Source organism: Halanaerobium sp. MA284_MarDTE_T2 (genome assembly GCF_003337245.1).
Lineage (GTDB): Bacteria > Bacillota > Halanaerobiia > Halanaerobiales > Halanaerobiaceae > QPJE01.
Map to the genome: position 1 here is coordinate 37792 of NZ_QPJE01000005.1, position 11608 is coordinate 49399.

Annotated in this window: 10 protein-coding genes and 1 pseudogene; all 11 read left to right on the plus strand. The window is 35.4% G+C overall.

Features of this window, described 5'->3' with window-relative positions:
* The first annotated feature begins 3 nt into the window (after positions 1-3).
* The 11 genes and pseudogenes from DFR78_RS03720 to DFR78_RS03770 all read left to right on the plus strand — a co-directional run bounded on the left by DFR78_RS03720 (position 4) and on the right by DFR78_RS03770 (position 11596).
* A complete protein-coding gene (locus DFR78_RS03720) occupies positions 4-1686 on the plus strand; it encodes an Rne/Rng family ribonuclease (RefSeq protein ID WP_114457506.1) in 1683 nt (560 codons plus the stop codon).
* A 159-nt stretch (positions 1687-1845) separates the two neighbouring features.
* The gene (gene rplU, locus DFR78_RS03725) at positions 1846-2157 is read left to right on the plus strand and encodes a 50S ribosomal protein L21 (RefSeq protein ID WP_114457507.1); all 312 of its coding nucleotides are present in this window, start codon (positions 1846-1848) and stop codon (positions 2155-2157) included.
* 38 nt (positions 2158-2195) lie between these two features.
* Positions 2196-2474, plus strand: coding sequence for a 50S ribosomal protein L27 (rpmA, locus tag DFR78_RS03730; RefSeq protein ID WP_114457508.1), 279 nt, complete (start codon positions 2196-2198; stop codon positions 2472-2474).
* Positions 2475-2620: 146 nt separating this feature from the next.
* Positions 2621-3892 (plus strand): GTPase ObgE, encoded by a 1272-nt coding sequence (gene obgE / locus DFR78_RS03735; protein WP_114457509.1) that lies wholly within the window; start codon positions 2621-2623, stop codon positions 3890-3892.
* An 11-nt stretch (positions 3893-3903) separates the two neighbouring features.
* Positions 3904-4200, plus strand: a complete 297-nt coding sequence (gene yhbY / locus DFR78_RS03740; protein WP_114457510.1) for a ribosome assembly RNA-binding protein YhbY — start codon at positions 3904-3906, stop codon at positions 4198-4200.
* Between the two features lie 31 nt (positions 4201-4231).
* The gene (gene abc-f, locus DFR78_RS03745; RefSeq protein WP_114457582.1) at positions 4232-6169 is read left to right on the plus strand and encodes a ribosomal protection-like ABC-F family protein; all 1938 of its coding nucleotides are present in this window, start codon (positions 4232-4234) and stop codon (positions 6167-6169) included.
* A gap of 689 nt (positions 6170-6858) precedes the next feature.
* A pseudogene (locus DFR78_RS12375) lies at positions 6859-7020 on the plus strand (flavodoxin family protein); the annotation flags it as partial.
* Positions 7021-7097: 77 nt separating this feature from the next.
* Positions 7098-8636, plus strand: a complete 1539-nt coding sequence (locus DFR78_RS03755; RefSeq protein WP_114457512.1) for an ABC transporter substrate-binding protein — start codon at positions 7098-7100, stop codon at positions 8634-8636.
* Between the two features lie 147 nt (positions 8637-8783).
* Positions 8784-9722, plus strand: coding sequence for an ABC transporter permease (locus DFR78_RS03760; protein WP_114457513.1), 939 nt, complete (start codon positions 8784-8786; stop codon positions 9720-9722).
* Between the two features lie 17 nt (positions 9723-9739).
* Positions 9740-10615: an ABC transporter permease gene (locus tag DFR78_RS03765; protein ID WP_089655701.1), complete on the plus strand. Its 876-nt coding sequence runs from the start codon at positions 9740-9742 to the stop codon at positions 10613-10615.
* A 6-nt stretch (positions 10616-10621) separates the two neighbouring features.
* Positions 10622-11596: an ABC transporter ATP-binding protein gene (locus DFR78_RS03770; RefSeq protein WP_114457514.1), complete on the plus strand. Its 975-nt coding sequence runs from the start codon at positions 10622-10624 to the stop codon at positions 11594-11596.
* The last annotated feature ends 12 nt before the right edge of the window (positions 11597-11608 follow it).

Genomic DNA, 11608 nt, shown 5'->3' on the forward strand with positions numbered 1-11608 from the left:
ACGATGAGCAGACAGATAATTATTAATTCAGAATATAGAGAAAGAAGGGCAGCACTGGTAAATAATAATTCTTTAGAAGATTTATTTTTTGAAAGAGATACTTATCACAAAATTGCAGGCAATATTTACCGGGGAAGAGTCCAGGATGTTCTTCCGGGTATGCAGGCTGCTTTTGTTGATATAGGTATTTCTAAAAACGCATTTATTCATTTAAATGATCTTTATCCACTTCTGGATAATAATCAAAAAAATATGTTGAAAGAAAAGAAATTAAATATTAAACATGTACTTCAGCCAGGACAGTGGCTGTTGGTACAGGTAGTTAAAGAGCCGATGGGCAGTAAAGGTGCAAAAGTAACCTGTAAAATTTCCATACCGGGTAGATATTTTGTATATATTCCTTTTGACAGTAAAATTGGTGTCTCCAGGCGTATTACTGATAATGACGAAAGGGACAGATTGCGTGATATTGCGGCAGAGCTTAAATCTGATAAAGAAGGTTTAATTATTAGAACAAATGCTTATAAAAAAGATTTTAATAGTTTTAAAAATGACTATAATTTCCTTTCTGGTACCTGGAAAAGAATTAGGAATCAGTTTTTAAAAAGTTCCAGTATAGAAAGACTTTATCAGGAAGAAGACCTCTTAAAAAATTTAATAAGGGATTATTTAGATCATAATATTGATAGAGTAGTGGTAGATGACAAAAAAGATTATCAGAGATTAATGGACTTAACATCAACTTTTGCGCCAGAGTTAAAAAGCAGAATCGCACTTTATCAGAGGAATATACCTATTCTGGCAGCATATAATATAGAAAAAGAAATTGAAAGTCTTTTAAAAAGGAGAGTCTGGTTAAAATCAGGTGGTTATATTGTTATAGATAATACTGAAGCCCTTGTCTCTATTGATGTAAATACAGGTAAATTTGTGGGCAAAAAAAACCTGCAGGACACTATAGTTAAAACCAATAAAGAAGCTGCAGAAGAGATTGCCCGTCAGTTAAAATTGAGAGATATAGGTGGTATAATTATTATTGATTTTATTGATATGAAAAAATATGAAGATCAGCAGGAAGTAATAAATCTGCTGGAAGGTGAATTAAAAAAAGACAGGACAAAAACATCTATTTTAGGTTTAACCCAGCTTGGTCTTCTTGAGATGACTAGAAAAAAGGTTAGAGAAGGTTTTGGAACATTGATGCAGAAAGATTGTCCCTGCTGTGGAGGAACAGGACAGGTTTTATCTGAATCAACTGTTGCAATGAAAGTTATAAGAAAAATTGATGAAATAACTTCTAGAGAAAATTATCAGGCAATAGCACTTGAACTGCATCCGGAAGTTGCAGCTGTGCTGATTGGTTCAGGTGGAGATAAGCTTAAAGAACTGGAAGATGAGTTTGGTATAAATATTTATATTTCTGGTAATGCAGAATTAAGATATGAAGATATTGTGCTAGAAAAAGGAAGCAAAGAGGAAATGAAGCCCGATAGTTTGGATATCAATCCTGGAGACAGGATGAGGGTTGTAATAGAAGAAGAACATGCAAGTAATTCCAGTTCTGGTATAGCTAGAATTGATGGCTTTATAATTATAGTTAATGGAGCAGGTAATATGGTAGGAACTGATGTAGAAATAGAAATTGATGATCTGCATCGGACTTATGCCAGAGCACATTTAACTTGACTATAATTAAATAATATGCTAAAATAAATATCTGGAATTAATTTTTCAGATCCTCACTTAGGTGAGAATGCCAAAACCGCACGGGAAAGGTCTGAAATCTCATTTGTAATATGAGTACCTTTATCCGGCGAGTCTGAGGTAGGGGAGGTGTATGTAGAAATGTATGCAATTATTAAAACTGGCGGGAAACAATACCGTGTAAAAGAAGACCAGATCATTAAAGTAGAAAAACTCCCTGTAGAAGAAGGAGAAATAGTAGAATTTGATAAAGTTTTAGCTTTTTCTGATGATGATGGTTTTAAAGCTGGAACTCCTTTTGTTGATGGAGCATCAGTAAAGGCTAAAGTTATCGAGCAGGGTAAAAATAAGAAGATTGTGGTTTTCAAATATAAACCTAAAATTAGATATCGTAAAAAAACCGGGCACAGACAGCCGTATACTAAAGTTTTGATTGAAAGTATTGAAGCATAAATATTATTTTAATTTTTTGTTTAAGGGGGGTGGAGAGATTGTCCCAGAAAAAGGGTGTTGGTAGTTCCAAAAATGGTCGTGATAGTGAATCGAAACGACTGGGAGTAAAAGAGTTTGACGGTGAATTTGTGTCTGCCGGCAGTATTTTAGTGCGTCAAAGAGGTACTAAATTTAAGCCAGGTTTAAATGTAGGCAGAGGTAGTGATGATACATTATTCTCCAAAGTAGATGGATTTGTTAAATTTGAGAGAAAAGGCAGAAAAAACCGCCAGATTAGTGTATATACTGAAAGTCAGGTTGCTGCTATTTCAAGCTAATATATGAAATATTATCCCTCAGTGCTGTTTAGTACTGGGGGTTTTTCTTGTATTATTAGTGTTATATAATATCTGATGTTTAGAAAAGTATCTGTAAATTGTTATTATATTAGATGTAACGGTTCTAATTACAGGAGGTGAAATATATGTTCATAGATGAAGTAGAATTTACTGTAAAAGCTGGAGATGGTGGAAATGGTGTTGTCAGTTTTCACAGAGAAAAATATATTGATATGGGTGGCCCTGATGGCGGAGATGGTGGAGATGGCGGCAGTATTATACTTGAAGTTGATGAAGGTATGAATACTCTAGCTGATTTCCGCTATAACAACATTTATCAGGCAGAAAATGGGAAAAATGGGGCCGGAAAAAATCAGCACGGTAAAAATGGTGAGGATTTAATACTGAAGGTTCCACCAGGAACAGAAGTTTATGATGCTGATACTGATGAATTTCTTGTTGACCTTAAGGAAGGTCAGGAAAGATTTATTGCTGCTGAAGGTGGCAGTGGTGGTAAAGGAAATGCAAGATTTAAAAAATCTACTCGTAAAGCTCCTAAATTTTCAGAGAACGGAAAAAAAGGGGAAAAACGCAAACTACGGCTGGAATTAAAAGTGCTGGCTGATGTTGGACTTGTAGGATATCCTAATGTGGGTAAATCTACACTGATTTCGCAGGTTTCACATGCTGAGCCTAAAATAGCACCCTATCATTTTACAACCCTACATCCTAATCTGGGAGTTGTAAGTTATGGTGAATACCAGTCATTTGTGATGGCTGATATTCCTGGAATTATAGAAGGAGCACATAAAGGTACCGGCCTTGGAGATGAATTTTTGAAACATTTAGAACGAACAAAATTATTGGTTCATGTAATAGATGTTTCGGGAATAGAGGGAAGAGACCCACTGGATGATTTCGACAAAATAAATTATGAGTTAAAAAAGTATAATGATTATCTTTTCTCATTACCCCAAATTGCTGCTCTTAACAAAATTGACCTCAGAGAGGCAGAAAAAAATATTGAGCGGGTAAAGAGAAAATTAAACAAAAAAGGATATGAAGTTTTTCCTATCTCGGCAGTTACTGGAGAGGGCACAAAAAATCTGGTATATAGAATTGGACAGCTGCTGGAAGATTTACCTAAAGTTAAAAGCAAAAAAGAAGAAGAAATAGTTATTAAACCTGATTTTAAGGAAGAATTATATATAAAAAAAGTTGGAAAAGGAAGATACGAAGTTCTGGGGACGGTGGTAAATGATTTTGTAGAAAAAACTGATTTTAATAATGATGCCGCTGTTCAGAGAATGCTCAGAGTTTTAAAACACTATAATTTAAATGAAAAGCTTAAAGAAGAAAATGTGAAGGAAAAAGAAACTGTAGTAATTGGACCAATGGAATTTGAATATATAGAATAGAGGTGAAAAATATGTCAAAATTAACTGGAAAGCAGAGAAGTTTTCTGCGTGCACAAGCAAATAATCTTGACCCTGTTGTTCATGTAGGTAAAGATGGGATAAATGAATCAGTAATAAATCAGGTTGATAAAGCATTAGAAGATCATGAATTATTAAAGGTTCGTATTTTAGAATCTACAGGTAGATCAACAAAATCTTGTGCTGATGAGCTGGCTGCAGCTGCAGCTGCATCAGTAGTACAGGTTATTGGAGGAATTGCAGTTCTTTTTAGACCGAATGATAAAGAAAGCAGCTACCAGCTTCCTTAGTCCAGGAAAAAACATAAAAGCGGTGTTTTTAATGTCAATACTAAATATAAATAATATCAAAAAATCATATGGAATAACAGATGTTTTAAAGAGTTTTTCTCTTAACTTAAATAAAGGCGAAAGAGTGGGATTAATAGGAGCAAATGGTTCCGGGAAAACAACAGTTTTTAAAATAATTGCAGGTTTAGAGAGCTGTGAGGGTAATATTTCCATCCGCAGTGATAAAACGATTGGATACTTAAAACAACTGTCGGATTTTGCAGATGATAAGACGATTTATGATGAACTTTTATCTGTTTTTGCTGATGTAATTGAAATGATAGATAATTTAAATAAGATGGAAAAAAAGATTGCTCAGCTTGGTGAAAAAGCTGATGAATCTCAGGAAGTAAAATTAAAATTGGAAAAATTGATGCAAGAATACAGTGATTTACAGCAGGAATTTAATGCTGGAGTTGGATATGAATACGAAAGCAGAATTAAGCAAGTTGCTGTTGGACTTGGTTTTAGTGAAAAAGAAATATTTAATAAAAAGCTGGTCCAGTTAAGTGGAGGAGAAAAAACACGGCTTGGTTTGATAAAACTTCTTCTGTTAAAACCTGATATTTTGCTACTTGATGAGCCGACAAATCATCTTGATTTAAAATCTGTGGAATGGCTGGAAAATTACTTAAAAGATTATGAAGGAACTTTACTTGTTATTTCACATGATAGATATTTTTTGGATAATGTGGTTGAAAGAATAGTAGAAATCAAAAATGGTAAAAATGAAGATTATGCAGGAAATTATTCTTACTATCAGAAAGAAAGAAAACGCCGATATAAACAGAGATTAAAAGAATATAAGAACCAGCAAAAAAAGATTAAACAGCTGGAAGAAGCAATAGAACGGCTTTATGTCTGGGGCAGATCTCGTGATAGTGAAAAAATGTTTAAAAGAGCTAAAGCCATGCAGAAGAGACTGGATAAAATTGATCGTATCGAAAAACCAAGATTAAAAGCTCCTAAGATTAAACTTTCGCTGGATAAGGGTATTCGAGGTGGAGATGAAGTTTTAAAAGTCAGTAATCTTTCCAAAAGCTTTTCCAATTTAGAGCTTCTGGATGATGTTAATATATCACTTTTTAGAGGAGATAAAGCGGCTGTTATTGGAGATAACGGTTCAGGAAAATCAACATTATTGAAAATTATAATGAGTGAGTTGGAAGCAGATTCTGGTAAGGTAAAAATTGGTGCTAATGTCTATCCAGCTTTTTATAGGCAGGAATTTAGTGGTTTTAACGAAAATGATGATCTTATAACTGCTCTGCAGAGGGAGACATATGTAACAAAATCGGAAGCGAGAAATTTACTTGCTGCCTTTTTATTTACAGGAGATGATGTTTTCAAAAAAGTTTCTCAGCTGAGTGGGGGAGAAAAAAGCCGTCTGCGGCTGCTTCAGCTTATGACTGGTAATTATAATTTTTTAATCCTTGATGAACCTACTAATCATCTTGATCTTGCTTCCAGAGAAGTATTAGAGGAAGCACTGGAAAATTATGAGGGTACAGTTTTAGCTGTATCTCATGATAGATATTTTCTTGATAAAGTAGTTGATTATATATATGAGCTGGAAAATAAATCTTTAAAAAAATATTATGGCAGTTATAGTTACTATAAAAACAAGAAAAAGGATAATCAGTCAAAGGAAAGTGATAGTGATGACAAAGTAAATAAAGGCAAATTAGATTATGAAAAGCAGAAGCAGAAACGAGCTAAAGAAAACAGAAAACAGCAGCGATTTATGGAAATAGAAGAAGAAATCACAGCTGCAGAACGGGAATTGGAAATTCTCGAAACTAAAATGACAGAACCAGAAAATATTGATAATTTTGAGCTGCTGCAGGATTTAAAAGAAAAATATGATAGAAAAAGCCGCCTGCTTGAAAAACTTTATGAAGAGTGGGAAGAACTATTAGAATTAGAATAAAAAATTCATCTCAAATATGCCAGATATCTTAATATCTGGTTGTTTTTTGTTAATATACCCTTACTTCTTTCCATAAACAAAAACTTTCGATAATAACCACTTCCAGGGTCAATCTAAAAACGATAAATTCTTGTTATATTCTAAATTTGCTGCATAATTATCTGAACTAAAAAAAGAATTAAATTGGTTGAGAGAAGTTACAAGCAAAATCCAAAATGAAACGCCTAAGAAAAGAAAGCTCAAACAATTGGTACAAAGCAAAGAATAAATTAGATTAGAGTACACGAAAAAGTAGCTAATGTTTTGTCTAATTTTATTTTATCAGTAGAAAAACTTTCTCCCCATTTTTGGGAAGAACAGCTTTTATTAATTCCACAACTTGGACTTCCTTCTACTCCAATTATCGCAGAAATTTTATTATAAACTTATATTTTTGAGTTTGCGCTTGTAAATTCATTATCAATGTACTATAATTAGTTTAACATAAACGCGGATATTTAACATCTAAGTTAAAAGGAGGCAGGAAAATGGAATTAAATGAAAAGCAGCTTAAATTGTGTGAAGAAAATACCGAAGATTTTTCTAATTTAAAGGCTTTATTTATTAACTGTACTCTTAAAAAATCACCCAAGATCTCAAATACAAGGGGATTAATGGATGTAGCAAAGGCAATTATGGAAAAAAATTTGGAAAATGATTTTACCCAGAGAAATACAACTTTTATGACCTGGAATTTAATGCACCTGGCCAAGATGCTTAAGGGAAATGATGGAATTACTGCCCACGGCAATCAGCGCAGTGCCTGGGATGCAGGCTGCAGCTTCGATCATCCAAATCCAGAATATAGATAGGAAATGAGATAAGAAAATATTTAAATTTAAAATTAGTTTTTGTATTGTGGAGGAAGAGTGAATCGAAGGAGGTCAAAATGTTAAAAAATAAATATATATATTTATTCATAATTACTGTTTTATGTTTAGGACTTTTAACTAATCCGGCAGCTGCTCAGGATGACAGTTTAAATATTGCTATACCTGGTAGGGCTCAGACACTTGATCCAGCCTACCTGCAGCGGGTTTTATCTGACTGGCCGGTTATGAATTCAATTTTTAATGGACTTGTTAAATATAAGCCGGGAACATTTGAGGTAGTGCCTGATTTGGCAAAAGAGTGGGAGATTTCGGAAGATAACACAGAAATCACTTTTCAGCTGAAAGAAGGAATAGAGTTTCATAAAGATTACGGGGAATTTACTGCTGAAGATGTTAAATTTTCTTTTGAAAGAATAATCGCAGAAGATGCAAATTCACCAGAAGCACAGTCATTTATTAATCTGGAACGAGTTGAAGTTATCAATCAGTATACAGTTAAATTGATTTTGACACAGCCAATGGGAAGACTTTTCACTTCTACCTTACCTTTTAATGCCGGTTTGATTGTCAGCAAAAAGGCAGTTGAAGAGATGGGAAGAGAAAAATTTGCCAGCAACCCAATTGGTACTGGACCTTATGTTTTTGAAGAATGGGATGTCAACAATAATATAACACTAAAGAGAAATGATGATTATTTTGAGGTAGGGGCTGAATATGGTGAAATAGTATTTATGCCGATGTCTGATCCTACATCTCAGGAACTGGCTTTACAGTCTGGAGAGATCGATATTGGCCAGCTTACTCTTGACAACTTTGATCAGATAAGTCAAATGGAGAAGTTTGAAGCTGAAATTTATCCAGACCTGGCAATTCAATATGTTGCTTTCAATACCAGTAAGAAACCACTGAATAATAAGAAACTAAGAGAAGCCTTAAGGTATATAATTAATCCAGAAGAAATTTTGATTGGAGCCTTTGCCGGTAAGGCAGAAAGAGCCAACTCAATTTTGCTTGAAGATATGACCGGTTACTGGCAGGCTCCTGATTTTAAGCTGGAAGACGTGGGAGAAGATTATGTCTGGAATCTGCTGGCAGAAGCGGGTTATCCCGAAGGAGAAGGTTTTGAGCTGGAGTATGTAACTGACGCCAATGAAGAAAGAAGATTAATTGGAGCTCTAATTCAGGATCAGTTATCACGCTTTAATATTGATTTAAATATCGAAGCCCTGGAGGTTGGACCAAAAATTGACCGCTGGCAGGACGGCAGTTATGATATTACCTATGCCAGATTTACCAACACTGTTGATCCAGGCTATAATTTTCAGTGGAATTTGAGTGAACAGCTTGGAAAGTGGAACTTGTTCCACTGGTCAAATAAGGAATATGATAATCTCTGGCAGGAAGCTGAAACTACCCTGGACAGTAATCTGCGGGCTGAAAATTACAAGAAAATGCAGCAGCTGATGAATGACGACTCGATTGGAATCTGGGTTACCCATGGAGTTAAAACACCTGCCTGGACTACTGAAATTACGCCGGTTTTTTCACCTGATGGAGTAGTTCTGCCCTGGTTAATAACCAGCAGCGAAGAATAAAAAAACATTATAACACTGCAAACCTGAATTTGGATTTAAATATTTAGATTCAGGTTTTATCCAAACAATTTATTGGGGATTCCAAATGATTCTAATTAAACCAAAAAGCTTTATTCTTTTAAATTTAAAAGCTGGAGGATTAGCTATATGTTTATCTATATCACAAAACGCTTTTTATGGGTGATTCCAACTATTCTTACAGTCTTATTATTGTTATTCAGCCTCAGTTATTTACTGCCGGGAGATCCAGCAGATATTATACTTGGTCCCAGAGCCACTCCAGAAATGGCAGAGGAACTTGAGAGCCGACTTGGACTTGACAAACCATGGTATCAGAGTTATTTAATCTACTTACAGAATATTATTAAAGGAGACCTTGGGACTTCAATTTTTAGAGATCGCTCAGTATTAAAAGTCATTTTAGATGTTCTGCCTTACACAGTTATTTTAACCCTGGCCGGGATGGGCCTGGCTGTTTTTAACGGAATTTCTATTGGCCTCCTGGCAGCAAATTATAATAACAGTTATTTTGAAAAGTTTTTAACTATGCTTTCATTTATTACTGCTTCAACTCCAACCTATATTGCCGGGGTATTATTAATAGTTGTTTTTTCAGTTAATTTTAATCTGCTGCCCTCAATTGGAATTGGTGATGGCGGCTTATTAGACAGCATTCATCACTTAATTGGACCTGCTCTGGCTCTTTCGGTTGGCTGGACCGGTTATATTGCTCGCTTAACCAGAAGTTCAATGCTCGAAACCCTGGATCAGGAGTTCATTCAGACTGAAAAATCATTTGGGATTCCCCGTTATTATATTCTTTATAAATATGCTTTAAAAAAAGCAATTAAACCTATCATTGCAGTAATTGGGCTTGGTATAGGCAGGTTGCTTGGTGGAGCAGTTTTTGTAGAAGTAATTTTTAACCGTCCCGGGCTGGGTAGATTGATTGTTGATTCGGTTAATGAACGTGATCTTCCCCTGGTTAGAGGCGGAGTTTTAGTAGCTGCCCTTTTATTTGTAATTGCAAATCTAGTTGCTGATATCTCATATGCCTATTTTGATCCCAGAATCAAACAAAAATAAACTGCTGGAGGTTAGACATGTTTAAGAGTCAGAAATTTTTTCGCTTTCAAAAAAAGAGTGCTAGAGTAATTAAAATAATGAAAAAAGATTACAAAGCATATCTCGGCGGCTCAGTAATCATGCTGATTTTGATTTCAGCTATTTTTGCACCCCTGATTGCTCCTGCTGACCCCTATAAAACCAATGTGACTAAAAGGTTGGAAGGACCAAGTCTGCAAAATTTGCTTGGTACTGACAGCCTGGGCAGAGATATTTTAAGCCGTCTAATATATGCAGCTCGTCCGGCAGTTTTGGTTTCTTTTGGTGGGATTATTATCTCAGTAATTATTGGAATAATTCTGGGACTATTGGCAGCCTATGTTGGGGGAATACTGGAGAGTATAATTTTATTTATCTTTGATGTGATCAGGGCTTTTCCACCAATAATTTTAATTTTAGTTCTGCTTTCTATAATTGGGCCTTCATTATTAAGTGTAATAGTTATTCTTGGAGTGACAATTATGCCCCGCTATGGCAGAGTGGTCAGAGCAGAAACTCTCTCTGAAAAAGAAGAGGATTTTGTTGAGGCAGCCAGATCACTGGGAGCAGATAACTCCCGCATAATTTTTAAACATATTTTGCCCAATATTTTTGCTTCAGTTCTTGTCTTAAGTGGAATGGATATGGCCTCAATGATCATGTGGGAAGCAGGACTTTCTTTTCTTGGTCTGGGCTTACAGCCTCCTTTAAGCAGCTGGGGAGTAATGCTGCAGGAGTCATATCAGTATATTCAGACTGCTCCCTTAATGATTCTCTGGCCGGCTCTGGCAATAATGCTGACTATGCTAGGGTTTTCGACTTTTGCTGAGAGTCTGAGGGTGGCTTTAAATCCAAAATTAAACCAGGAGGTATAAGTTCTTATGCCCGATAAAATCTTAAAGATTAATAATTTAGCAGTTGAATATAGAAATAAAGGGAAATATTTAAGGGTACTGCAGGACATAAATCTGGAACTTGACAGTGGTGAAATCCTGGCTCTTGTTGGAGAAAGCGGCTCTGGTAAATCTACTCTTGGAAAAACAATTTTAAGATTGCTGCCAGATTCAGCCAGAATAGCAGAGGGAAGTATATTTTTTAAAGGTAAAGATATCTGCAATTTATCCGAAAAAGATTTTAATGATCAGATTCGAGGTCAGGAAATGGCAATGGTGATTCAGAATCCTCAGAATGCTTTAAATCCAGTCTTTAAAGTGGGAACTCAAATTCTTGACGTACTGTATTTTAAGTCTAAAAAACAAAAAAGTAGAAAAGAACTAAAAAAAGAAGCGGTTGAAATTTTAAAAAAAGTTGGCATTTCAGATCCAGAATACAGATTTGGAGAATATCCCCATCAGTTTAGTGGTGGGATGAAGCAGCGGGTGATGCTGGCCATGGCCTTTATTTCCAACCCCTCTCTTTTGATTGCAGATGAGCCGACAACAGCTCTTGATCTGACAGTGGAGGCCCAAATTTTAAACTTACTATCCAATCTAGTAGATGAGTACAAAACATCTATTCTATATATCAGTCACGATTTAGGAGTTGTTGTCGGTTTAAGTGATAGGATTGCAGTGATGTATGCAGGGCGGATAGTTGAGGTTGCTCAGACCAGAGAGTTATTTGATCACCCCAACCATCCTTATACTGAGGCACTTTTAAAATGTCTGCCGGATTATAAAAAAACAGAAGAACTGCAGACAATTCCCGGACAGGTTCCTGATCCTGGTAATTATCCAGTCGGATGTAATTTCCATCCCCGCTGCAGCTATAGTTTTGAACGCTGTCGGCAGGAAGATCCCCGGCTTGAAAAAATAGCTTCAGAGCATTTTTCAGCCTGTTTTTTAAATGACCGTTAAGGAGATATAAAA

Excerpts from the sequence above, each read along its gene's own strand:
- DFR78_RS03755 (WP_114457512.1), top strand. The coding sequence starts at position 7,098 with ATGTTAAAAAATAAATATATATATTTATTCATAATTACTGTTTTATGT.
- DFR78_RS03760 (WP_114457513.1), top strand. The coding sequence starts at position 8,784 with ATGTTTATCTATATCACAAAACGCTTTTTATGGGTGATTCCAACTATT.
- DFR78_RS03720 (WP_114457506.1), top strand. The coding sequence starts at position 4 with ATGAGCAGACAGATAATTATTAATTCAGAATATAGAGAAAGAAGGGCA.
- DFR78_RS03770 (WP_114457514.1), top strand. The coding sequence starts at position 10,622 with ATGCCCGATAAAATCTTAAAGATTAATAATTTAGCAGTTGAATATAGA.
- abc-f (WP_114457582.1), top strand. The coding sequence starts at position 4,232 with ATGTCAATACTAAATATAAATAATATCAAAAAATCATATGGAATAACA.
- rplU (WP_114457507.1), top strand. The coding sequence starts at position 1,846 with ATGTATGCAATTATTAAAACTGGCGGGAAACAATACCGTGTAAAAGAA.
- obgE (WP_114457509.1), top strand. The coding sequence starts at position 2,621 with ATGTTCATAGATGAAGTAGAATTTACTGTAAAAGCTGGAGATGGTGGA.
- DFR78_RS03765 (WP_089655701.1), top strand. The coding sequence starts at position 9,740 with ATGTTTAAGAGTCAGAAATTTTTTCGCTTTCAAAAAAAGAGTGCTAGA.
- yhbY (WP_114457510.1), top strand. The coding sequence starts at position 3,904 with ATGTCAAAATTAACTGGAAAGCAGAGAAGTTTTCTGCGTGCACAAGCA.